Origin of the sequence: Quadrisphaera setariae (genome assembly GCF_008041935.1) — a bacterium.
GTDB lineage: Bacteria > Actinomycetota > Actinomycetes > Actinomycetales > Quadrisphaeraceae > Quadrisphaera > Quadrisphaera setariae.
Genome location: NZ_VKAC01000010.1, coordinates 96,466 through 118,817, shown reverse-complemented (window position 1 = coordinate 118,817; position 22,352 = coordinate 96,466). Strand labels below are relative to the sequence as shown.

General features: G+C 74.8%; 19 protein-coding genes and 2 tRNA genes. 6 read left to right on the top strand and 15 right to left on the bottom strand.

The window, feature by feature from the left end:
• Positions 1-10: 10 nt before the first annotated feature.
• Positions 11-871, bottom strand: coding sequence for an HDOD domain-containing protein (locus FMM08_RS16625; RefSeq protein ID WP_147927498.1), 861 nt, complete (start codon positions 869-871; stop codon positions 11-13).
• On the bottom strand, positions 868-3,117 hold the full coding sequence (locus FMM08_RS24000; RefSeq protein WP_147927497.1) for a putative bifunctional diguanylate cyclase/phosphodiesterase: 2,250 nt from the start codon (positions 3,115-3,117) through the stop codon (positions 868-870). The genes FMM08_RS16625 and FMM08_RS24000 overlap by 4 nt, the downstream gene beginning before the upstream one ends.
• 251 nt (positions 3,118-3,368) lie before the next feature.
• Between FMM08_RS24000 and FMM08_RS16615 the strand changes: the two genes are divergently transcribed.
• Both FMM08_RS16615 and FMM08_RS16610 read left to right on the top strand, forming a co-directional pair.
• Positions 3,369-4,286, top strand: a complete 918-nt coding sequence (locus FMM08_RS16615) for a manganese catalase (protein WP_147927496.1) — start codon at positions 3,369-3,371, stop codon at positions 4,284-4,286.
• 28 nt (positions 4,287-4,314) lie between these two features.
• A complete protein-coding gene (locus tag FMM08_RS16610) occupies positions 4,315-4,764 on the top strand; it encodes an SRPBCC family protein (RefSeq protein ID WP_147927495.1) in 450 nt (149 codons plus the stop codon).
• A gap of 19 nt (positions 4,765-4,783) precedes the next feature.
• On the opposite strand, the gene FMM08_RS16605 is transcribed toward FMM08_RS16610, so the two are convergent.
• Positions 4,784-5,299, bottom strand: a complete 516-nt coding sequence (locus tag FMM08_RS16605; RefSeq protein ID WP_222710859.1) for an STAS domain-containing protein — start codon at positions 5,297-5,299, stop codon at positions 4,784-4,786.
• Positions 5,300-5,396: 97 nt separating this feature from the next.
• Here FMM08_RS16605 and FMM08_RS16600 point away from each other — a divergent pair, with 97 nt between their 5' ends.
• The gene (locus tag FMM08_RS16600) at positions 5,397-6,053 is read left to right on the top strand and encodes a GAF and ANTAR domain-containing protein (RefSeq protein ID WP_187279803.1); all 657 of its coding nucleotides are present in this window, start codon (positions 5,397-5,399) and stop codon (positions 6,051-6,053) included.
• Positions 6,054-6,060: 7 nt separating this feature from the next.
• Here FMM08_RS16600 and FMM08_RS16595 read toward each other — a convergent pair whose 3' ends face one another.
• The 4 genes from FMM08_RS16595 to FMM08_RS16580 all read right to left on the bottom strand — a co-directional run bounded on the left by FMM08_RS16595 (position 6,061) and on the right by FMM08_RS16580 (position 12,224).
• Positions 6,061-6,396 (bottom strand): YnfA family protein, encoded by a 336-nt coding sequence (locus FMM08_RS16595; RefSeq protein ID WP_147927492.1) that lies wholly within the window; start codon positions 6,394-6,396, stop codon positions 6,061-6,063.
• A gap of 77 nt (positions 6,397-6,473) precedes the next feature.
• Positions 6,474-8,699: a catalase/peroxidase HPI gene (gene katG, locus FMM08_RS16590; protein WP_147927491.1), complete on the bottom strand. Its 2,226-nt coding sequence runs from the start codon at positions 8,697-8,699 to the stop codon at positions 6,474-6,476.
• Positions 8,692-9,204: a Fur family transcriptional regulator gene (locus tag FMM08_RS16585; RefSeq protein ID WP_147927490.1), complete on the bottom strand. Its 513-nt coding sequence runs from the start codon at positions 9,202-9,204 to the stop codon at positions 8,692-8,694. Before FMM08_RS16585 ends, katG begins: the two co-directional genes overlap by 8 nt.
• A gap of 122 nt (positions 9,205-9,326) precedes the next feature.
• A complete protein-coding gene (locus FMM08_RS16580) occupies positions 9,327-12,224 on the bottom strand; it encodes an FAD-binding and (Fe-S)-binding domain-containing protein (protein WP_222710858.1) in 2,898 nt (965 codons plus the stop codon).
• A gap of 324 nt (positions 12,225-12,548) precedes the next feature.
• Between FMM08_RS16580 and FMM08_RS23130 the strand changes: the two genes are divergently transcribed.
• Positions 12,549-12,692: a hypothetical protein gene (locus FMM08_RS23130; protein ID WP_187279802.1), complete on the top strand. Its 144-nt coding sequence runs from the start codon at positions 12,549-12,551 to the stop codon at positions 12,690-12,692.
• A 424-nt stretch (positions 12,693-13,116) separates the two neighbouring features.
• The gene (locus tag FMM08_RS16575) at positions 13,117-13,332 is read left to right on the top strand and encodes a hypothetical protein (RefSeq protein ID WP_147927488.1); all 216 of its coding nucleotides are present in this window, start codon (positions 13,117-13,119) and stop codon (positions 13,330-13,332) included.
• Positions 13,333-13,379: 47 nt separating this feature from the next.
• On the opposite strand, the gene FMM08_RS16570 is transcribed toward FMM08_RS16575, so the two are convergent.
• The 7 genes from FMM08_RS16570 to FMM08_RS16540 all read right to left on the bottom strand — a co-directional run bounded on the left by FMM08_RS16570 (position 13,380) and on the right by FMM08_RS16540 (position 20,461).
• On the bottom strand, positions 13,380-13,667 hold the full coding sequence (locus FMM08_RS16570) for a hypothetical protein (RefSeq protein ID WP_147927487.1): 288 nt from the start codon (positions 13,665-13,667) through the stop codon (positions 13,380-13,382).
• Positions 13,660-14,319: a hypothetical protein gene (locus FMM08_RS24240; RefSeq protein WP_147927486.1), complete on the bottom strand. Its 660-nt coding sequence runs from the start codon at positions 14,317-14,319 to the stop codon at positions 13,660-13,662. Before FMM08_RS24240 ends, FMM08_RS16570 begins: the two co-directional genes overlap by 8 nt.
• A 126-nt stretch (positions 14,320-14,445) precedes the next feature.
• Complete coding sequence (locus FMM08_RS16560) at positions 14,446-15,378, bottom strand: LysR substrate-binding domain-containing protein (protein WP_147927485.1); 933 nt, start codon at positions 15,376-15,378, stop codon at positions 14,446-14,448.
• A gap of 40 nt (positions 15,379-15,418) precedes the next feature.
• Entirely contained in the window at positions 15,419-16,672 is a 1,254-nt protein-coding gene (locus tag FMM08_RS16555; RefSeq protein ID WP_147927484.1) for an acyl-CoA dehydrogenase family protein, read from the bottom strand.
• Positions 16,672-17,862 (bottom strand): CaiB/BaiF CoA transferase family protein, encoded by a 1,191-nt coding sequence (locus tag FMM08_RS16550; protein ID WP_147927483.1) that lies wholly within the window; start codon positions 17,860-17,862, stop codon positions 16,672-16,674. The genes FMM08_RS16555 and FMM08_RS16550 overlap by 1 nt, the downstream gene beginning before the upstream one ends.
• Positions 17,863-18,431: 569 nt before the next feature.
• Positions 18,432-20,219 carry an ATP-binding protein gene (locus tag FMM08_RS16545; RefSeq protein WP_222710857.1) on the bottom strand — a complete coding sequence of 596 codons (1,788 nt, stop codon included), beginning with the start codon at positions 20,217-20,219 and terminating at the stop codon, positions 18,432-18,434.
• Between the two features lie 169 nt (positions 20,220-20,388).
• Positions 20,389-20,461 (bottom strand) — tRNA-Arg (locus tag FMM08_RS16540).
• Between the two features lie 158 nt (positions 20,462-20,619).
• On the opposite strand from FMM08_RS16540, the gene FMM08_RS16535 reads away from it, so the two are divergent.
• On the top strand, positions 20,620-22,176 hold the full coding sequence (locus tag FMM08_RS16535; RefSeq protein ID WP_147927481.1) for a hypothetical protein: 1,557 nt from the start codon (positions 20,620-20,622) through the stop codon (positions 22,174-22,176).
• 67 nt (positions 22,177-22,243) lie between these two features.
• Here the strand turns inward: FMM08_RS16535 and FMM08_RS16530 are convergent.
• A tRNA-Ser gene (locus FMM08_RS16530) sits at positions 22,244-22,334 on the bottom strand.
• Positions 22,335-22,352 lie beyond the last annotated feature (18 nt).

The window sequence follows — 22,352 nt, the reverse complement described above, 5'->3', positions numbered from 1 at the left end:
TGCTCCCCGCTCAGGACGACGACGACGGGGGCGCGCTCACGGTCAGCCGCGCGGAGAGCGCCCGCAGCCTCTCCTCGCTGACCCTGCCGGAGGACAGCAGCCACGGGTCGCGCGGCGGGGCCGAGGGGGCGGCCGCTCGCTCGACGGCCTCCAGCGCGGTGGCCAGGCAGCGCGACCACGGCGTGGTGCGGCCCGCGGCGTCGACCAGGTGCAGCGCCTCGGCCAGCTCGTCGGGGAAGTGCCACGCGCTCAGCGCGGCGGCGGAGACCTCGGTGTGGCAGACCCCGAAGGCGGTGCGCTCGGCGGCGAGCAGCGCCTGGCGCCCGCCGCGCCGCACGTCGTCGTCCTCCAGCAGCGCCCGGTAGCCCGTGGTGTCGGCGTGGGCCAGCACCGCCTGCCCCAGACCCGCGAGCAGGCCCAGGCAGAACGCCTCGGGAGCGGGGACGCCGAACAGCGGTGCCAGCTCGCCGCTGGCCACGGCCACCGCCTCGGAGCGCGCCCAGGTGTCCTCGGGCAGGAGCCCCTCGCTGTCGGTGCCCACCGCCGCGGTGGCCGCCATCGCTCGCACCGCGGCGAAGCCCACCACCGTGACCGCGAAGGGGACGGTGCGCACCCGGCCGCTGAGCCCGTAGAAGACGCTGTTGGCCAGGCGCGTCACGCGGGCGGTGAGCGCCACGTCACCGCTCAGGACCGCGGCGAGCTCGGGCGAGCCGACGGAGCTGTCGCCCGTCATCGTGACGATGCGCGCCGCCACCGGGCGCCGGGAGGCGAGCTCGTCGACGACGTCGACGAGGGCGGCCAGCGCGGCGTCAGCACGCTGCTGGGCGTCGTCCCCGGCCCCGTCGGGCGCGTCGTCCAGCGGGTCCGTCACGGCGCACCGGCCCCTCGGCGTCCGGGGCGCAGCGGCCTGACGTCGCGGCGCCAGGCGACCAGGTCGGCCGGGGCCATCGCCCGCGCGTACAGCCAGCCCTGCACGAGGTCCGCACCGAGCGCGCGCAGCGCCTCGGTCTGCTCGGGGTGCTCCACGCCCTCGGCCACGGCCGACAGCCCCAGGCTGTGGGCGAGCCCGATGACGGCGGAGGCGACCTCGGGGTGGCCGCGGTGCAGCTCCTCCACGAAGGACCGGTCCACCTTGAGGTAGTCGACCGGCAGCTGGCGCAGGTACGCCAGCGAGGAGTACCCGGTGCCGAAGTCGTCCAGGGCCACCGACACGCCCATCGCCCGCAGCCGCAGCAGGCGGTCGCGGCTGGCCTCGCGGTCGTGGACGAGGGCGGTCTCGGTCACCTCCAGGCACAGCTGCGCGGCCGGCAGGCCCGTGCGCGCCAGCACGCGGGCGACGTCGTCGACCACCCCTCGGGAGCTGAGCTGGATCGCGGAGAGGTTGACGTTCACCTTCCGCGGAGCCGCTTCACCGAGCTCGGCGTTCCACGCCACCTGCTGCGAGCAGGCCTGGTCGAGCACGAAGAGCCCGAGCTCCTCGATGAGCCCGTTCGCCTCCGCGATCTTCACGAACTGCTCGGGGGAGACCGGGCCGCGCTCCGGGTGGTCCCACCGCACCAGGGCCTCGACGGCGGGGAGGGCCGCGGGGTCGCTCAGCGACACCACCGGCTGGTAGGCCACGCGCAGGCTGCCGACCTTGAGCGCCTCGCGCAGGTCGAGCGTCAGGGCGAGGGCGTCGCGGGCCTCCTCGCGGGCGGCGGCGTCGCACAGGGCCACCCGGTTGCGCCCCTCGCCCTTGGCCCGGTACATGGCGATGTCGCAGTCCTGCAGGAGCTGCTCGGCGCTGGAGTGGCGCGACGTGGCCCTGGCCACCCCGACGCTCGCGGAGATGTTGAAGGGCAGCCCGTCGACCACCAGCCCCTCCCCCAGGCGGGCCAGCACGGACTCCCCGAGCGAGAGCGCGGCGGAGTCGTCGACGGCGCCCTCGAGGAGCACCACGAACTCGTCGCCCCCCCAGCGCGCCACGAAGTCGCCCGGGCGCACCGCCCCGCGCAGCCTGTCGGCGACCGCCACCAGGAGCCGGTCGCCGGTGTCGTGGCCGAGGCTGTCGTTGACCACCTTGAAGTTGTCGAGGTCGAGGAAGAGGCAGGTCATCACCGAGGTGTCGGGGTCCAGCCCGTCCGCGGCGCGCAGCCGGGCCGCGACGTCCTCCTCCAGCGCGGTGCGGTTGGGCAGCCCGGTCAGCGCGTCGTGGCGGGCCTGGTGGGCCAGCTCCAGCTCGAAGGCGCGGCGGTCGGTGAAGTCCTCGACGGTGCCGACGAACCCGGCGCCGTGTCCGGGGCTGACGGCGGGGGCGAGGCGCAGCAGCACCCAGCGCTCCTCGTCGTCGACGCGGACGATCCGCACCTCCGCCTGCGCCGGTTCCCCCGCGAGCGCCTGCTCGACGCACGTGAGCACAGCGGGCAGGTCCTCACCGAGCACGTGCGCGGTCCAGGAGAGCCCGAGGAGCTCGTCGTGCGAGGCGCCGACGAGCTCGCAGAAGGCGTCGTTGACGTGCGCGAGCCGCAGACCGGCCTCGGAGATGATCGTGGGCACCGGGCTGTGGCGCACCAGCGTCTCGAAGCGGCGCTCCTGGGCGCTGGCGTGCTCCTGCGCCAGGCGCTCGGGGAGCGTGCCCGACCGCGCCAGCACCACGGTCCACAGCCCCGTGGAGGGCGAGGGCAGGGTGATCAGCTCGACCTCCACCGGCGGCGCGTCGGTGACGAGGACGGAGACGACCGACCTGCCCTTGCGCGAGGCGCGCAGCACCTCGCGGCGCAGCTCACCGGCTCGGGGCGGCACGAGGAAGCTGCCGACCTCGCGCCCCAGCAGCGCCGAGGGCTCCCGGCGGACCAGCTCACCGGCGGCGGTGTTGGCCCACAGGACCACCGCGTGGTCCAGGCCCGGCGTCCCCGGGGGGCTGTCGACCACGAGGGTGGCGCGGCTGGAGGCCAGGCCCGCCTCGAGCACGGCCCGCTGGACGCGCTCGTCGGTGGGCAGGCCGGGACCGGGGAGGGGCATGGGGCCGTGCACCGGGCCGGCCGGCGGGAGGGTCTCGACGCGCGCCTGCGGCGGCACCGGGCCGGCCGGCGGGCGAGGGTCGGCGAGAGCGGCGTCGCGCTGCTCGCTCCTGCGCATCGTCGTCCTCCCGGGGGGTCGAGCGCAGCGGGTGCGGCGCTCATCCCTCCATCGGCGCCCCGCCCTCCTTCTTGACCCCCTCTGTGGAGACGGACCGCGTCTGCAGCACCCGGCGTGCGCCAGCGGGGTGGTCGGCCTAGCGTCGGGAGCGGTCGACACCACGGCCGCCACGGTCCGCCGCAGCCCGCCCCGCCCGGGTCTCGCACGCCGCCGTCGCGCGCTGCGCGGACCACCCGTCCCGAGGGGGACCCGTGTTCCGCTACTCCCACCAGCTGCAGTTCTCCGCCAAGCCCGAGAAGCCCGACGCCCTGTACGCGATGAAGGTGCAGGAGCTGATCGGCGGCCAGTTCGGCGAGATGACCGTGATGATGCAGTACCTGTTCCAGGGCTTCAACTGCCGGATGCCCGGCAAGTACAAAGACATGATCATGGACATCGGGACCGAGGAGATCGGGCACGTCGAGATGCTGACCACCATGGTCGCGCGCCTCCTGGAGGGCGCTCCGGCCGAGGTGACCGAGAAGGCCGTGGCCACCAACCCCGTGCTCGCCGCCGTCATCGGCGGACAGAACCCGCACCACGCGATCGTGGCCGGCGGCGGCGCGATGCCCACCAACAGCCAGGGCGTGCCGTGGAACGCCGGGTACATCGTCGCGTCCGGCAACCTGCTGACGGACTTCCGCTCCAACGTCGCCGCCGAGGCCCAGAGCCGGCTGCAGACCTCGCGCCTGTACGGCATGACCGACGACCCGGGCGTCAAGGCGATGCTCCAGTTCAACCTCGCCCGCGACACCTTCCACCAGCAGCAGTGGCTGCTCGGCATCCAGCAGCTGGTCGACGACGGCCTGGCCGACGTCCTGGAGGACTCCCGCGGCAGCGAGGAGGACCAGCAGCAGAACCACACCTTCTGGTCGTTCTCCCTCGACGGGAGCGCGGCCGGTGAGGGCCGCTGGGCCTCCGGGACCGCGCTGGTGGGTGACCAGCCGATCGAGTACCTCCCGGAGCCCGCCTTCCTCACCGACGACGACGGTCTGCTGCCGCCGCCGGACCCGGAGCTGTTCTCCACCTACGACGGCGACCAGGGCCCGGGCACCCCCGGTGACGCGGCCGGCGCCCGGGTGCAGGGCGCCAAGAACGTCGCCACCAAGATCAAGGACGCGCTCACCTGAGCCGCGGCCAGATCAGGGCGGCGACGAGGTGAGCGTCCGGGAGCGCTGGGTGGCGGCGCCGCCCGAGGCCGTGTGGGAGCTGCTGGCCGACGGGTGGAGCTACGCGGACTTCGTGGTGGGCTCCGCGCACGTGCGGCGGGTCGACCCGGGGTGGCCGCGGCCGGGCACGCGCCTGCACCCGGTGGTGGGGGCGTGGCCGCTGCTGCGGCGCGGCAGCACCACCAGCGAGGAGGCCGACGCTCCGCACCGGCTGGTGCTCACCGCGCGCAGCTGGCCGCTGGGCGGGGCGCGGGTGGTCTTCGACCTGGTCCCCCGCGACGGCGGCACGCTGGTCCGGCTCACCGAGGACGCCGTCGAGGGCCCGGGGCGGCTGGTGCCCCGGCTCCTGCGGACGCCGCTCATCGGTGCGCGCAACACCGAGACGCTGTCCCGCCTGGAGGCGCTGGTGGTCGGGCGGAGCGCCTCCGGGCGGGGCTGACCCGCGGGCAGCCGGCGGCTCAGCCGCCGGTCGGCCGGTCCCGGGACGGTCGCGGGACGGTCACCGCTGCGGTCTCGCGCAGGACGACCGCCTCCTCGCGCGGCCCGGCGCGCAGCACGGCCGGACCGACCCCGCTGAGCTCGAGCAGGTCCAGCAGGCGCAGGACGGCCGGGCTGGGCCGCAGCACGAGCAGCGACCCCCCGGGACCGGCCAGCTCCACCAGCGCGTGCAGGCCAGCCGCGTCGAGGAAGGTGACCCCGGAGGCGTCGACCGCGGCCCGGTGCCCGTGGCGCTCCAGCAGTGCTGCGACCGAGCGCAGCTGGGCGGCCGTGGAGACGTCCACCTCACCGGACAGGCCGACGACGGGTCGCCCACCCGACCAGCGCAGGATCACGGCGGCGACGGAGGTGGCCGCAGGCGCTGCGAGGTCGTCGGGTCCGCCGTCGGACCGGAGCGCGTGCTGGCCGGGCTGGACGGGCCGGCCGAGGTGGGCCGGGCGGTGGTGGGTGGCGTTCTGGAGGGGGTGCTGTCGCACGGAGGCCTCGCCGGTGAGTCGTCCGGGGCCGCTGCCTCGACCCGCACCCACGGTAGGCCGCCCCGCCTCCTGCGACAACGGGTGCCAGGGTGGAGGGGTGCACCGCAGCGCCACCTCCCCGGAGCTGGCCCTGTGCGCTGCCGTGGAACCCGTGGTGGGCTGGGACCGCGTGGCCGTCTCGGTGGTCGTCGACCCCGAGCGCAAGCTGCCGCTGGCGGGGTCCGACCTCACGCTCCAGCGGTTCGACAACTTCCAGGAGAGCCTGGAGCAGGGCCCCTGCCGCGACGCCCTGCAGTGCGGCGCCCCCGTGCTCGTCGACGACCTGCGCGCCGCCGGGACACCGTGGCAGCTGCTCCTGAGCTGCGCCCCTGACGACTTCCCGGTCCGCTCGACCGCGTCCGTGCCGCTGCTCTCCCCCGGGTCGGAGAGGGCTGCGCTGGGGGTCCTCTCGGTGGGCCGCGACACCGTGGCCCCCTTCACCAGCGCCGAGGTCCTCGTGCTGCAGCGCCTCGGCGACGTCCTGGTGCGGCTGCTGCTGGCACGCGGCTCGCGCGGTGACCTCTTCGCCGACGTCGCCGCCGACGACCTGCCGGTGCTGCTGGGGATGCTGCGCGTGAGGCTCGGTCTCGGGGAGGCCGACGCGCTGGCCAGGCTCCGCGCCTACGCCTTCGCGACCGGGGCCACCATCCAGGAGGTCGCTGCGGACGTCGTCGCCGGGCGGGTGCGCCTGGACGACGTCGACCTGGGCTGCTGACGCCCGCTCACGCGGCACCGCGAGGAGCCCACACGATCACAGCGGCGCCGACCAGGCAGACCGCCGCGCCGACCAGGTCGTACCTGTCGGGCCGGTAGCCGTCGGCCACGGCGGCCCAGGCCAGCGAGCCCGCGATGAAGACACCGCTGTACGCCGCCAGCACCCGGCCGAACTCCGCGCTGGGCTGCAGCGCGGCGGCGAACCCGTACAGGCCGAGGGCGACCGCGCCGGCTCCGGCCCACAGCCAGCCGCGGTGCTCCCTGACCCCCTGCCAGACCAGCCAGGCACCGCCGATCTCCAGCGCGGCGGCGACGGCGAACAGGGCGGCGGACCTCAGCGGCACGCCTCATCCTGGGGGACGGGGCCCGCCTGGAGCACGACCGCGCCCCGGCCGGGTGGCCGGGGCGCGGTCGCTGCCCGTCAGGCGTGCAGGTCGAAGCGGTCCAGCTCCATGACCTTCTGCCACGCCTTCGCGAAGTCGGCCGCGAACAGCTCCTTCGCGTCGTCGGAGGAGTAGACCTCCACGACGCCCCGCAGGATCGAGCTCGAGCCGAACACGAGGTCGGCGGCGGTCGCGGTGCGCACCACGGAGCCGTCCGCGCCGACGCCCTCGTAGACGCCCTCGGCGTCCTTCGAGGTGCGCCACTGCACGCCCAGGTCGAGCAGGGTGGTGAAGAAGTCCTGCGAGAGGACGCCCACCCGGTCGGTGAACACCCCGTGGCGGGTGCCGCCGGTGTTGGCACCGAGCACGCGCAGGCCGCCGACGAGCACGGTCATCTCCTTGGCGGTCAGGCCCAGCAGGTAGGCCTTGTCCACGAGGAGGTGCTCGGCGTGCACCTTGGTGCGCGGGTCGATCCAGCTGCGGAAGCCGTCGGCCCTGGGCTCGAGCCAGGCGAAGTTCTCGACGTCGGTCTGCTCCTGGCTGGCGTCGGTGCGGCCCGGGGTGAAGCCCACGGACACCGGCGCGCCGGCGTCGGCCGCGGCCTTCTCCACCGCGGCCGTGCCACCGAGCACGATGACGTCGGCCAGCGACACCCTCGCGCCGGTGGCCGCCTCGAACTCGCCCTTGACGCGCTCGAGCACGGGCAGCACGTCGGCCACGCCCTCGTTGACGGCCCAGCCGATCTGCGGCTCCAGGCGGATGCGGGCGCCGTTGGCCCCGCCGCGCTTGTCGGTGTCGCGGTAGGACGCCGCGGCCGACCAGGCGGTGTGCACCAGCTGGGAGACGCTCAGACCGGAGTCGAGCAGGCGGGACTTGAGGTCGGCGACCTGCTCGTCGGTGACGAGCTCGTGGTCGACGGCGGGCACCGGGTCCTGCCAGATGAGCTCCTCGGACGGGACGTCCGGGCCGAGGTAGCGGGTGCGCGGGCCCATGTCGCGGTGGAGCAGCTTGAACCAGGCGCGGGCGTACTGGTCGGCGAAGTAGGCCGGGTCGTCCCGGAACTTCACCATGACCTCGTGGTAGGCCGGGTCGGCCAGGAGCGCGAGGTCGCTGGTGAGCATGATCGGGTTGTTCTTCTTGCCCGGGACGTGCGCGTCGGGCACGAGGTCCGCCGCGGCGCCGTCCTTGGGCTTCCACTGCTTGGCGCCGGCGGGGCTCTCGGTGAGCTCCCACTCGTAGCTGAACATCGTCTCGACGTAGCTGTTGTCCCACTGCGTGGGGGTGGGGGTCCAGGCGCCCTCGAGACCGCTGGTGATCGTGTCGGCGCCCTTGCCGGTGCCGAACTCGTTCTTCCAGCCCAGGCCGTTGCCGTGCACGGGGCAGCCCTCGGGCTCCTTGCCCACCAGCGCGGCGTCGCCCGCGCCGTGCACCTTGCCGAAGGTGTGGCCACCGGCGATGAGCGCCACGGTCTCGACGTCGTTCATGCCCATGCGGCCGAACGTCACGCGGATGTCGTGGGCGGACCCGAGCGGGTCGGGCTGGCCCTGCGGCCCCTCGGGGTTGACGTAGATGAGGCCCATGGTCACCGCGGCCAGCGGACCCTGCTCGAGGTCGAGCGGGGTGTCGGGACCGGTGTAGCGGTCGTTGGTCAGCCAGTCGTCCTCGGGGCCCCAGAAGGTCTCCTCGGGCTGCCAGGTGTCGCGGCGGCCGAAGGCGAAGCCGAACGTCGGCAGGCCCATGTCGTCGTGGGCGACGTTGCCGGCGAGCACCAGGAGGTCGGCCCAGGAGAGCTTGCGGCCGTACTTCTGCTTGATCGGCAGCAGCAGGCGGCGGGCCTTGTCGAGGTTGGCGTTGTCGGGCCAGCTGTTGAGCGGCGCGAAGCGCTGCGCGCCCTGGCCGCCGCCGCCGCGCCCGTCGGCGATGCGGTACGTGCCGGCAGCGTGCCACGACATGCGGATGAAGAGCGGGCCGTAGTGGCCCCAGTCCGCCGGCCACCAGTCCTGGGAGGTCTTCATGAGCTCGGCGAGGTCGCGCTTGACCTCGGCCACGTCCAGCTCCGCGAACGCGGCGGCGTAGTCGAAGTCCTCGCCCAGCGGGTCGGAGTCGCGGGAGGTCTTGTTGAGCACCGACAGGTCGACCTGGTTCGGCCACCAGTCCTGCACGCGGCGGGGGTGGTCGGTGACCGGGGTCGGCGGCTTGATCGCCGGGTTCTCGCTCTCGCTGGTGCTGGCGGTGTTCGCCTTCTCCTGCGCGATGTCAGTCACGGTGTGCCTCTCTGGTGACGGGACCTTGCTCTGGCCTGGGGGTCGGGGTGGGGGCCGCGCACGCGGGGCAGAGCCCCCAGAAGGTGATCTCGGCCTCCTCCAGCGCGTAGCCGGCGGCCGGGTCGGTGCCGTCCGGGGACGGGCCGGGCAGCAGGCAGGGAGCCTCGCCGACCACGCAGTCGACGTCGGTGATGGAGCCGCACGCCCGGCACACCAGGTGGTGGTGGTTGTCGGCCACGCGCGCCTCGTAGCGGGCGACGGAGCCGCGCGGCTGGATGCGGCGGACGACGCCGGCGTCGGTGAGCACGCGCAGCACGTCGTAGACGGCCTGGTGCGACAGCGTCGGCAGGCGGGTCCGCGCGGCCGCGATGAGCGCGTCCGTCGTGGCGTGCGGGTGGAGGCCGACCGCGTCGAGCACCGCGAGGCGGGGCCGCGTCACGCGCAGCCCCGCGTCGCGCAGGGCGTGCTCGCCCAGCGCTCGCTCGCGGGCTCCGTCGGTCACCATCGGGGTCGATCCTGGTCGCTGTTCCTGAACGAGTCAAGATCTGAGGGGGACGTCGAGGTGGACGTGCGGTGACCTCGCAGCCTCCGCCGACCGGTCGGTCAGCGGGTCGGTCAGCAGGTCGGTCAGCGGGTCGCGGCCTCCAGCAGCTCCATCACGTGCTGGTAGGGCCGGCCCGTGGCTCGGGTCATGCCCAGCTCGCAGGTGCGGTTGGCCGAGGCGTGCGCGTCGAAGGGGCGCGCCAGCACCTCCTGCGCCTCGCGGGCCGTGGCGCTGGCGGTCAGCTCGGGGTGCAGCAGCCCGCGGTCCCCCGCGTAGGCGCAGCAGCCCCACGCAGCCGGCACCACCACCTCGTCGGCGAACGCCTCCGCGACGGACCGCATCGCCGCGGTGGTGCCCGCCGTCGTCGTCGAGCAGGTGGGGTGCAGCACCACCGAGCCGAGGCGCCGGCGCACCACCAGCCGCCCCAGCAGGTGGTCCGCCGCGAACTGCGTCGCGTCGAGCACCTGCACCCGCGGGGCCCGCGAGCGCAGCAGCTGCACCAGCCCCTCGGCGCAGGAGGCGGCGTCGCACACCACCGGCAGCTCGCCACCCCGGGTGGCCTCCACCAGGGCGGGGACCACCGCCTCGGCGACCTCCTCGTACCCGCTGGCCAGGCCCTTGGACTTCCACGGCGTGCCGCAGCACAGCGAGCCCGGCTGCTCAGGGGTCACGAGCACGACACCGGCGCGCTCCGCGAGGGCCACCAGCGCCTGCGCGGCTCCGCCGCCGGGCTTCTGCGGCTGGGCCGGCGCTCCGGCGGTGGGCCCGAACAGCGCGCCGAGGCACGCGGCGAAGAGCACCGCCTCGGCTCGCTCGGACCGGGCGGCGCCGCCCAGCACCGGACGGGCGCGGCCGCCGCGGGGCAGCTCGGGCTCGTAGGAGGGCACCCGGTCGGCGCCTGCCACCGCGCGCGCGGCGCTGGTCGCCGCGCGCACGAGCGGAGCGGGCAGCAGCGAGGCAGCGGTCAGGGCCGCACCGCCGGCCCGCGTGGCGGCGCCCCAGTGACGGGCGGCTCCCGCCCAGGCGCGGTCCAGGGCGGCGGGCGCCTGCTCGGCGCGCAGCCGGCGCACGAGGTCGCCGGTGTTGATCCCGACCGGGCACGCCGAGGCGCACAGCCCGTCCACGGCGCAGGTCTGCAGACCGGCGTAGTCGTAGTCGGCCTCGAGGGCGGCGGCGAGGTCGTCGTCGCCGGCGGCCCGGGCCGCGGCGGCCTCGCGGCGCAGCACGATCCGCTGCCGCGGGGTGAGGGTGAGGTCCTTGCTGGGGCAGGCGGGTTCGCAGTAGCCGCACTCCACGCACCTGTCGACCTCCTCCTCCACGGTCGGCACCGTCTTGAGGTGGTGGAGCCACGCGTCGGGGCGGTGCTCGACCACCACGCCCGGGTTGAGCAGCCCGGCGGGGTCGAAGAGGCGCTTCACCTCGAGCATGAGGTCGTGCAGGAAGGGCCCGTACTGGCGCCGCACGAACGGCGCCATGATCCGGCCGGTGCCGTGCTCGGCCTTGAGGGAGCCACCGGCGCCGAGCACGAGGTCGACCAGGTCGGCGGTGAAGCGCTGGTACCGGGCCAGGGCGGCGGGGTCGTCGAAGCGCTCGTTGACGAGGAAGTGGATGTTGCCGTCCTTGGCGTGCCCGAAGATCACCGAGCCGTCGTAGCCGTGCTCGTCCAGCAGGCTCGTCAGACCCCGGCAGGTGTCGAGGAGGCGGTCGACGGGGACGACGACGTCCTCCAGCAGCGCGGTGGTCCCTGACGGCCGCGCACCGGCGACGGCGGTGTAGAGGCCCTTGCGCACGTGCCACAGGCCGGCGCGCCGCGCCGGGTCCGAGGTCAGCGCGGCCGGGCTCACCAGCGGCAGGCCCGCCAGCACCAGCGCCAGCGCGCCGCGCGCGTCCTCCAGCGCCTCGGGGGTGGCCGCCTGCAGCTCCACGAGGAGGGCCGCGTGGTCGACCACCTCGACGGCTGCGATCTCGGGCGGGACGTCGCCCAGCCCCTGCGCCACCCGCAGCGAGGCGGCGTCCATGAGCTCGGCGGTGGCCACCCCGGCGCCCACCAGCGCCGGCAGGGCACCGGTGGCACCTTCGAGGTCGGTGAAGACCAGCAGGCCCGTGGCGACGTGGGGGTGCACCGGAACGGTGTCGAACGTCGCCTCCGCGACGAAGGCGAGCGTGCCCTCGCTGCCCACCACGAGGTGGGTGAGGACCTCGACGGCGGTGTCGTGGTCGAGCAGGGCGTTGATGCCGTACCCCATGGTGTTCTTCATCGAGAACTGCCGCCGCACCTCGGCGACGGCGGCGGGGTCGGACAGGAGCAGCTCGCGCAGCGCGAGCAGGCCGCGGTGCAGGTCGGGCCGGTCTCGCAGCAGGCGCGCGTCGGCGTCGGGAGCTGCGGAGTCCACCACGGTGCCGTCGGCGAGCACCGCGGTCATCGCGCGCAGCGTCCGGTAGGTGTTGGCGGTGGTGCCGCAGGCCATGCCGCTGGAGTTGTTGGCCACCACGCCGCCGACGGTGCAGGCGACCTCGCTGGCCGGGTCCGGGCCGAGCGCGCGCCGGTGGCGGGCGAGGCGCGCGTTGACCTCGCGCACGGTGGCGCCGGGCTGGGCGCGCACGGTGAGCCCGCCGTCGCCCACCTCCACCCCGCGGAACCCGGCGCGGACGTCCAGGAGCAGCCCGTCGGTGACGCCCTGCCCGGACAGGCTCGTGCCCCCGGAGCGGAACGTCACGCACATCCCCAGCTCGCTGGCCCTGGCCATCGCCGCGGCCACCCCGGCGGCGTCGCGGGCGGTGGCCACGACCCGCGGCACCAGCAGGTAGTGGGAGGCGTCGTGGGCGCGGGCGCGGCGGTCGAGCTCACGACGGCTCGCGGTGAGGCCCGGCGCCCACCGCTCGGTGCCGGATGCGGCCTCCAGCGGGGTGGTGGGCAGCGCCGGGCTGGTCACCGGGGTGGTCACCGGGCCGGCGAGCGGGGTCGGGGTCGGGCTGGTCACGCGCCACCTCCGGTGGTGGGCAGGAGCAGTCGCTCGGACTGCTGCTCGGACGCTCCCGCCCAGCATCCCCCACGTCTCGAGGCCCCCAGGAGGAGGACGGCCGGCACCCTCGGCGAGCCCACCTCACCCTGGTCGTCGCCGGCTGGTGGAGGTCACCGGGCGTCGACCAGCGGCACGGGCCGCGTCGTCCTCCGGTCGCGCGCCCTCCACCCCGGGTCGGGGCCCGGAGGACCGACCCGCAGCCCCCAGGCGGATCCGCTCAGGCGCCGCGCCACCGCACCCTCGGGGGGACCGCCTGATCCCGTCACGAAGTGGACACCGACCATGAGCACCAGCACCGCAGCTCCTGCCCCCTCCGCTGCGGAGGGGGTCCGCCGCTCCCAGCGCCGCACCGCCTGCCTCCAGGCCGGCACGGTGTGCGCAGCGCTGCTCGTGCTCCTCGCCGCGCTGCTCCTCCCCCAGCACTGAGGCGGTCCACGCGGCCGGAAGGACAGGGAGGACGAGGCATGGCGCCACCCGCACGACGTCCCGGAGCGACAGGAGGCGACCGTCGGTCGGTCCGACGACCGCACCGGCCGACGCAGGTCGGTCGCCGGTCGGTCGTCCGCACGACCGCCGTGGGCCTGCTCGTCGTCCTGCTGCCGCTCGCCCTCGCGGCGCCCAGCGCCTCGGTGCCGCAGGGTCCCGGGGTCGTGGCGGTGGACGCGGGTGCAGCGCCCGACCCGTCACCGCCCTCACGTCCAGCGACGGTCACCGTGCAGGTCGTCGCGCTGGTGAGCTGCGCTGACGCCGACCAGTGGCAGCCCTTGGTCGCGGTGCCCAGCCGCACGGCGGTGAGGGGTCGTGCCGTGGAGCACGAGGCGCGAGCACCCTCACCTACAGCGTTCCCGCCGTGGACCTCCTGCCGAGGGGTGGGTCGTTCCTCGGCCCGGGAACGGCGGTCGTCCGCCTCGGGACCGAGCCAGGGGCGCCCGTCGACGTCCGCAGGGCGCTGAGGACCGGGGCGGTGCGCCTGGAGTACCGGCCGTCGGGACGCCACGCCTTCGCGCTCTCCCGTGTGGAGTACTCGCTGCGCCACGGTCCCCGGGACGCGACGGTCACCTCCTGAAGCCGACGACCGGGTGCTGGTGCTGCCCCGCACCCGCACCCCCGCTGTCAGAGGTAGGTGTCGAGCCGCCCCTGCGGGGCGCCCTCCGCGCGCTCAGCCGCGGCCGGTCGCACGTCCTCGGCCTGCCGCTGGGCCTGGTGCTGGGCCTGGCGCTCGGCGGCGGCCGCTCTGGCCTGGGTGAGCGCCGCCTGGGCGGAGGCGAGCCTGGCGGCGGCGAGCTGCACCGCCGCGGCGTTGTCGCGAGCGCGGGCGCCGGCGTCGTCGGAGCCCGGGGGGACGGTGGAGCTCCGCAGGCGCTCGGCAGCCCTGTCGTAGGCGCTGCCGGCATCACGCACGGCCCTCTCCCACGACGCGACGCCCCCCGCCGGACGAGGTGCCGCCCCGGGTGTCGCCCCCGTGATGCCCGTCATGCTCCTCCACCTCCCCTGGTGTCCCCTGATGAGCATCGGCACCGGCGCGGGGAGGGTGGATCGCCCGTTCGGGTGGCGTCGCGGGCGGCCACGGCCACGCGGTGGACGACCCGGCGTGCTGCGCGACCGCGGGACCGGTCGAGGTCCGCCCCCGGGTCTCACGGCTGGAGGACGTGAGGACGACGATGACCACCGCCACCGCCCCTGCGACCACCGCGAGCGCCAGGCCGTGGTCCCCGCCGCGGGAGGAGGCGGTGGACGCCTGCAGGGTCGCGCCGGGCGAGGCGATGACGTCGCCCAGCTGGTGGACGAACCCCGGCAGGACGGCGAGCGGCCCGCAGAGGACCGCACCCACGGGCCGCACGAGCAGCGTGGAGGTGATGGCCAGCGCGGCCGTCACGACCGTCACGTGCAGCGAGGTCGCCGGGGTCGAGAGGACGAACACGAGCACGAAGCAGTCGAACGCGTCGAGCGCCGACGCGCCGACGCCCGCGAACAGCGTGCGCCGCTGGGCCGCCGTCCACTCCGCAGAGCGCTCCGAGGACCGCTCCGAGGACCGCTCGGGCGCACGAGACACAGCCACCACCTCCGGTCGAGCTCGACCTGCGGCACCGGCGCCGCGGCACGGCCACCGAGGGCCTCGGCCGTTCTCGACCCGGGCGGGCGCGCGGGTCCTGCACGACCGCTGCGAGTCCGCTGGGGGTCAGCCCTCGGCAGGCGCCGAGGGGTCCGAGGGGTGGGCGGCGCGGGCGCCCTCCAGCACGCGCAGGACGGCGGGGGCCTGCTCGTCGGCACGGTGGACGAGCAGGAGGCGGGTCTGCAGCGAGACGTCGCGCAGCCGGGCGCAGCGCACCCCCGGCACGGCCAGCCGCGAGAAGCACTCCGGCACCAGCGCCACCGCCGTGCCCGACGCCACCAGGGCCAGGGCGGCCAGGTAGTCGCGCACCGCGACGACCGGAGGCGGCACCAGGCCCCCGGCCCGCGCGACGGCGGCGACCTCGTCCCGGGCGTCGTGGGCCTCCCCGAAGGAGGGGACGGCGAAGCGCTCCCCCGCCAGCGCCGCCGCCGGGACACCGCCGCCGTCGTCGTCGCGGTCCGGCGACCAGGTGCGGTGGCGCACGGGAAGGGCCACCAGCACCTCCTCGGTGAGGACCACCGTGCTCGCCAGGGCGGCTGGCAGCTCCGGTCGCTGCCGCAGCAGACCGACGTCGATGCGGCCGGCCACCAGCGCCTCGACCTGGTCGGGGGTGGCCATCTCCTCGATGGAGACCTCCACCTGCGAGCCGTCAGCGACGTGGGCGACCGCGTCCGCGAGGACCCCGGACGCGGCGGCGGAGGCGACGTACCCCACGCGGACCCGCCCCAGCAGCCCGCGGCCCGCGGCCCGCCCCACCGACTCGGCCTGCTCCACGGCCGCGAGCACGCGCCGCGCCTCGGGCAGGAACACCTCACCGGCGGCGGTCAGGTGGGGCGTGCTGCGGCGGCCGCGCTCCAGGAGGCGGACGCCGAGGTGGTCCTCCAGGGCCTTCAGCTGGGCGCTGACGTTGGACGTCACCGTGTCCAGCCCCTGGGCGGCGCGGGCGAAGTGCCGCGCCTCGGCCACCGCGACGAAAGCCCTCAGCCAGCGCAGGTCCACCGGCGCACCTCCGCTCTCGGCCTCGCCCTCGTCGTCCTGCTCAGCGGAAGGCGGGGATGCCGGTGATGCGCTGCCCGATGACGAGGGTGTGCACCTCGTCGGTGCCCTCGTAGGTGCGCACGCTCTCGAGGTTGTTGGCGTGGCGCAGGGCGGCGTGGTCGAGCGTGATGCCGTTGCCGCCGAGCACGGTGCGGGCCTCGCGGCAGATCTCGATGGCGGTGCGGGTGTTGTCGAGCTTGCCCACGGAGATCTGGTGCGGCGCCAGGGAGCCGGCGTCCTTGAGGCGGCCCAGGTGCAGGGCCAGCAGCCAGCCCTTCTCGATGCCCACGGCCATGTCCGCGAGCTTCTTCTGGGTCAGCTGGTAGCCGGCCAGGGGCCTGCCGAACTGCTGGCGCTCCAGGGAGTACCGCAGCGCCTCGAGGTAGCTGTCGCGGGCCGCGCCGAGCACGCCCCAGGAGATGCCGTAGCGGGCCTCGTTGAGGCAGGAGAACGGGCCGGACAGGCCGCGGGCGCCCGGCAGCAGCGCGTCGGCGGGCAGGCGGACCTCGTCGAAGGCGAGGTCGCACTGGACCGAGGCGCGCATCGACAGCTTCGCCGGGATCGGGGTGGCGGTGAAGCCGGGGGTGTCGGTGGGCACGAGGAAGCCGCGCACGCCCTCGTCGGTGGCGGCCCAGATGACGGCGACGTCGGCGATGCTGGCCAGCCCGATCCAGCGCTTGGCGCCGGTGAGCACCCAGTCGGCCCGCTCGCCAGCGCCGTCGCGGCGGGCGTGCGTCTTCATGCTGCCGGGGTCGGAGCCGGCGGTGGGCTCGGTGAGGCCGAAGCAGCCGATGATGCGGCCGGCGGCCATGCCGGGCAGCCACTGGGCCTTCTGCTCGGCCGAGCCGTGCTTGGCGATGGCGCTCATGGCCAGGGAGCCCTGCACGCTGACGGCGGTGCGCAGGCCGGAGTCCCCGGCCTCCAGCTCCAGGGCGGCCAGGCCGTACTCGACGGCGCTGCGCCCGGGACAGCCCTGCTCGGACAGGTGCATCCCGAGCAGGCCCAGCTCACCGAGCCGCGGCATGATCTCGCGGGGGAAGTGGGCGTTCTCGAACCACTCGGCGACGTGCGGCCGCACCTCGGCGTCGACGAAGGCCGCGACCGTGCGGCTGACCTCGCGCTCGGCGTCGCTGAGCAGGCCCTCCAGCCCCAGCAGGTGCGGGCGCGGCTCGGCGGGCGGCTTGGCGGCCTGCGCGGCCACCTCCGGGGTCGTCGTGGCGGCGGAGGCGGTCGGACGGTCGAGCGTGCTGCTCATCAGGACTCCTCGGACGACGGTGCGGGGACGGTGGCGCGGGGAGCGGACAACCAGGTCCGCAGGGGGTCCTCGTGCTCGCCCAGCGCCGGGGGCGCCCGGCGCGGTGCGGGCGGGGAGGGGGTGATCGTGATGGGGCTGCGCACCTGCCGGCCGACCGTGCGACCGGTGCCGTCGACGACGTCGAGGAGCGGCTCCAGGCCCAGCGACTCCGCCAGGCGCAGGCCCTGGCCGATGCTCGCGACGCGGCCGGCGGGCACACCGACGGCGAGCAGGCGCTCCTCCCACTCACGGGCGGGGGCTGCGGCCAGGCGCTCCTCGAGCACGCGGCGCAGCTCGGGGCGGTGGGCGACGCGGTCGCTGTTGGTCGCGAAGCGGGGGTCGTCCGCCAGGGCGGGCAGGCCGAGCTCCCCGCCGAGGCGGCGGAACATGCCGTCGGTGCCGCAGGCGACGGCGAGCTGGCCGTCGGCGCAGGCGAGCAGCTCGTAGGGGGCGATGGAGGGGTGGTGGCTTCCGGCGCGGGTGGGTTCGACACCGGCGCCCACGACGGCCTGCACCTGGTTGACCAGCGCGGTCTGCAGGCTGGAGAGGAGGTTCACCTCGACGTGCCCCCCGCGGCCCGTCACCCCGCGGCGCACCAGGGCGGCGAGGACGCCGAGGGCGGCGTCCTTGCCGCACAGGACGTCGACGACGGCGACGCCGGCCTTCTGGGGCTCGCCGCCGGCCTCGCCGGTGATGTGCATGAGGCCGCCGAGGGCCTGCACCACGAAGTCGTAGCCCGGCAGCTCCGCACCACCCGCCTCACCGAAGCCGCTGATGGAGACGGTCACCAGGCGCGGGTTGGCCCGGCGCAGGTCGGCCAGGCCCAGGCCCATCGCCTCCATCGCGCCGGGCCGGAAGTTCTGCACGAGGACGTCCGCGCGCAGCGCCAGCTCCCGGGCGAGGGCGCGGTCGCCCTCAGTGGCCAGGTCCAGGCAGACCGACTCCTTGTTGCGGTTGACGCTCTCGAAATAGGTGGCGCCGGTCGCGCCGAAGGGCGGTCCCCAGCGGCGGGTCTCGTCTCCGGCGCCGGGCCGCTCGACCTTGATGACGCGGGCGCCGAGGTCGGCCAGGTGCATCGTGGCCAGCGGGCCCGCCAGCACCCGGGAGAAGTCAGCGACGAGGAGGTCGGCCAGCGGGAGCTGGTCGTCCACGGCTGACGGTGCCGGGAGCTCACGCTCGGCTCGCGCCACCACGGCTCCCCTCGACGTCAGCCCGCCTTCGTGACCTGCCCGCACAGGCTGCCACTGTTCTGATGCTCACCACAAGAGCTCGTTCTGTGCTCCTGCAGTGCACAGAAACCTGTGGGCGACGCGGTGCGCGTCTCAGCAGTGCGCCTGGACCGGCGCCTCCCACGTCCACGCGAGTCGCGTGGGCGTGGGAGGAAGTGGCTCTGGACCAGCTGCACCACCGCTCAGGACCATCCCCGTCGGGACGTGCTGCTGGTCACCGCCTCGCTCCGGCTGCGTCGAGCACGGCAGGACTCCCCCGGGGGAATTCGATCCCGGACTGGCCCGACTCACCCCGCAAGGCCCCACCCTTCGATGCTGAACTCCTGTCACGCTGCTCAGCGCCGAGCCGCTGTGGGGGATCGCCTCGCTGAACGCCATGTCGAGCCGCCACCGACACCTCCACGCAGAAGGCCCCCGCCAGGGCTCGGACTGGAGCTGTCTGATCCGTAGTCAGGCGCCGGAGCGCACGAGGGGCAGAGCCGCAGCCCTCGTCACTCTCGTGCGGGAGTGCTGTAGGTCGTCCGGCGTCCCTGGCCTCCGCGGCGCACCACGACGCCCTCCGCAACCCCCTGCCGCAGCGCGTACGACACCTGGTTCGGGGTCAGCGCCGCTCGATCCACCAACTCAGCGGCCGTGGCTTCGCCGGCTCGGAGGACGTCCAGGATCCGCTCGATGTTCTCCGCCCGTGCTCCTGGGTGTCGTGGCGCCACCTGCCTCCCGCGGATGGGGGGAGTGGGCACCGCCACCTCCGTCGCAGTCGCCGATGGCGTGGTGTCCGTGTGCGCAAGAGACTCGCCAGCCAGCGAAGCCCGAGCAGCCAGGCGGTAGGTGCGGCCGCCCGCCAGACCGACGCCGTCCACGAGACCGAGGTCGACCAAGCTGCGGAGGGTGGCCTGCGCCTCGCGGGAGTCCATGGGGAACGTCTCCCTGAGGGCTCGGTTCGTGAGCTCGCCACCGTGCCTCATGATCACGAGCGCATGCCTATGGACGTCGCTGAGGTCAGCAGCGGAGGACAGCCGCGCGAGCCAGGCCAGGTCGTCCGCTCCTAGGAGCGTGTGGTTCGGCACCTGCACCGCGAAGCGGATCGCCTGGTCGTGGAAGCGGGGCTTGGTCATGCCCGCCGCGGTGAGCTCGGCCAGCACCGTCGGGATCCCCGTGGCGAGCGCCTCCACCACGCGCGCGTTCCCGGAACTGATGCGCACGTTCTGGCCGATGCGGGCGAGCCTCTGGTTCCTGAGCGATGAGACCCCCTCCTTCCCGAGGCGGTCGACGGTGAGGCTGTAGAGCCCGCCCGGGTTGGCGATGACCAGTTGCCGAGGCTCGAGCTTCACCGTGATCGCTTCGGCCATGGCGTGCGGGCCCAGGTCGCGATGAATGAGCGCGTTGCTCAGGAGCTCACGGACGGCGACGGTCGGATACTCGGGTTCGTCACGGTTGTGACCGTCGGCTCCCGACCGCAAGCGCCGACGCGTGTTGCGCTGGATCCAGCGCAACGCCTCGTCGAGCATCCTGGGGATCGGCCCGTCGAAGCGCGCAGCGTCCCCGGCCCTGGTTCCTGGAGGGTCCGAGGGGTGCGGTGCCGAGGATGCCTGGATGACGATGTTCGGAAGGAACTGCTGGGGGTAGACGCCGAGCAGCAGGAGACCAGCCACCGAGGGCGTGCGCTCATCGCCGACGAGCACACCCGTCCGGAACAGCACCTCCTGGTCGCTCATCGTCGCGAGCGGCCCGGGTGTCGCTCGGCACGCCTCGACGTAGGACTCGACGAGATCCTTCGAGAGATCTTCATAGGCAGCGCCTGCGACCGGCTCATCGTCGAAGCGGGGGGTGCCTCGCCCTGCGAGCAGCGCTTGCTCCTCCACGGCGCTCAGGGGGTAGTCACCGTCGTAAGAACGCAGGTACGCCCTGCCAGAAGCCTTGACACGGCACGGCTTGTGGGCGGAGGAGACCTCGTGGACCCGCGCCACGACGAGCCGATGACCCTCGAAGTCGACGGCCTCACTGGTGAAAGTGGCTGGAGGGTCGACCTTTCGCCGAGCGGCACTCGCCAGGGCCGCCTGAGCCCTGACGTGGTCGTACACGCCCACCGAGGAGAAGCCGGAGCGCTCATCCAGGCCGAGGACCAGAAGCCCACCGCCGGGCGTGTTGCTGAAGGCCGACAGGGTCTCAGCGATGGAGTCGGGGAACCCGTCCAGGGCCCGCTTCGCCTCGACGTCCGCCAAGTCGTTGCCCTCGGCTCGCATGGCCGCGACCACAGCGTCGAGGTCAACTCCTTGCACAGTCAGAAACCTACAACGAGCAGGCTTTCCAGGTTTGAAATATGGAAACTTCGCTTGTTGCAGGTTTCCTGGTCCCAGCGAGCCTCGGGACAGACACGAGGACGAGACAGCGACGCAGAAGGCCCCCGCCGTGGTGGGCGGGGGCCTTCTGCGTCGCTGTCTCAACGAGCGCGCCCGGCAGGACTCGAACCTGCAACCTTCTGATCCGTAGTCAGATGCTCTATCCGTTGAGCTACGGGCGCTGGAGTGCGTGGAAGACATTACCCGACGGTCAGGAGTGCTCGCGAACCGGTTCCCCCACCCGGTCGCACACCGGTCGAACACCGACCGCGCTCCAGCAGCAGGAGCGCCCCACCTGCGGGCTTTGGCGGCGGCGCGGGACGTGGGTGAGGCTCGTCGGGTGCACCGCCGTTCGTCGTCCCCGTCCGCAGCCGTCGCCGCCGGGGGCCTCGCGGCAGCCCTGGTGCTGGCGGGGTGCACCTCCGGCAGCTCCGCAGACGGCGCCCCCTCGGCTCCCCCGTCGAGCGCCGCCGCCTCCCTGGACGGGTCCGGCAGCGCCACGGCCGTCGTCCCGTCGCGGGCGTCGACGCTGGTGGCCGGAGCCAGCGCCGACGCCCTCGCGGCCGGCGCCAGCGCCGCCCTGTTCACCAGCGCCCGGCGCGCGTTGCTGGTGGGCGCCGACGACACCGACGCGCAGCAGACCGCGGCGGAGGCGGCGCAGCGCCTGGGGGTGCCGGTCCTCGTGGCCGGCGACGCGGGCGCCGCGGAGGTCGCGCGCCTGGGAGCCCAGGTGGTGCCCGTCGGGCGCGCCGCCCAGGACGGTGCGGCGCAGCGCGGTCTCGTCGTCGCCGACGACTCCGCGACCCTCCTGGGCCGGGGGGAGGACGACGACGCAGCCGCGAGCGCCCGCCCGCAGGGGACGCCCACCGCCGTCGTCCTGACCACCGGGGGCCCGGAGAGCGGGCCGGCCGTGGCGACGGCGCGGGCCGCCGGGGCGGCGGCGGTGGAGCTGCCCGGGGCCGACCCGCGCGCGGACGCGGCGCTCGTGCAGCAGCTGGGCGCGGCTCCGCAGGTGCCCGTGGTGGCCCTGGGCGACGCGTTCGGCCCCGGTGAGCGGCTGGACGAGCGCCTGGCGGTGGTGCGCACCGGGGTGCAGCTGCCAGGCCCGGCCGGGCTGGGGGGCCAGCTGCCGCTGTCGGGACGGCGCCTGGTGGCGCTGTACGGCCACCCCGGCACCCCGAGCCTCGGCGTCCTCGGGGAGCAGGACGCCACCGCCACCATCGCTCGCGCCGGGCAGGTGGCCCAGCAGTACGCCGGCCTCGACGCGCTCCCGCCGGCACCCGCGCTGGAGGTCATCGCCACGGTCGCGAGCAGCTCGCCCGGGGCCGACGGCGACTACTCCACGGAGACGCCCGTGGAGGACCTGCGCCCGCTGGTCGAGCAGGCGCTGGGCTCCGGCCTGCAGGTGGTGCTGGACCTGCAGCCGGGCCGCGCCACCTTCCTGGAGCAGGCGAAGGCCTACGAGGACCTGCTCGCCCTGCCCGGTGTCGGCCTGGCGCTCGACCCGGAGTGGCGGCTGCAGCCCGGCCAGCAGCACCTGGACCAGGTGGGCAGCGTGTCGGCCTCGGAGGTCGACGCGACCTCGGCGTGGCTCGCGCAGCTGGTGAGGGACCGGGAGCTGCCGCAGAAGGTGTTCCTCCTGCACCAGTTCAGGACGTCGATGGTCACCGGCCGGGCGTCGCTGGACACCAGCCACGACGAGCTGGCGTTCGTCGTGCACGCCGACGGCGCAGGGGCCCCGAGCGAGAAGGAGGCCACCTACCGGGCGCTGCAGGCCGGTGCGCCGCAGGGCCTGGCGTGGGGGTGGAAGAACTTCTACGACGAGGACTCCCCCACCAACACCGCGCAGCAGACGGTGGCGGAGCAGCCGAGCCCGGTGTTCGTCAGCTACCAGTAGCCGTCAGACGGCCCCGGAACGACGATGGGGGCCTCGGCAGCTGCCGAGGCCCCCATCGCCCGGAGGGCGGAGGTGGCGGGATTTGAACCCGCGATGGGCTTTAACACCCAAACCCGCTTAGCAGGCGGGCGCCATAGACCGGACTAGGCGACACCTCCTTGCGCGACACGGGAACA

Excerpts from the sequence above, each read along its gene's own strand:
- FMM08_RS24000 (WP_147927497.1), bottom strand. The coding sequence starts at position 3,117 with ATGCGCAGGAGCGAGCAGCGCGACGCCGCTCTCGCCGACCCTCGCCCG.
- FMM08_RS16585 (WP_147927490.1), bottom strand. The coding sequence starts at position 9,204 with ATGGTGACCGACGGAGCCCGCGAGCGAGCGCTGGGCGAGCACGCCCTG.
- FMM08_RS23130 (WP_187279802.1), top strand. The coding sequence starts at position 12,549 with ATGAGCACCAGCACCGCAGCTCCTGCCCCCTCCGCTGCGGAGGGGGTC.
- FMM08_RS16555 (WP_147927484.1), bottom strand. The coding sequence starts at position 16,672 with ATGAGCAGCACGCTCGACCGTCCGACCGCCTCCGCCGCCACGACGACC.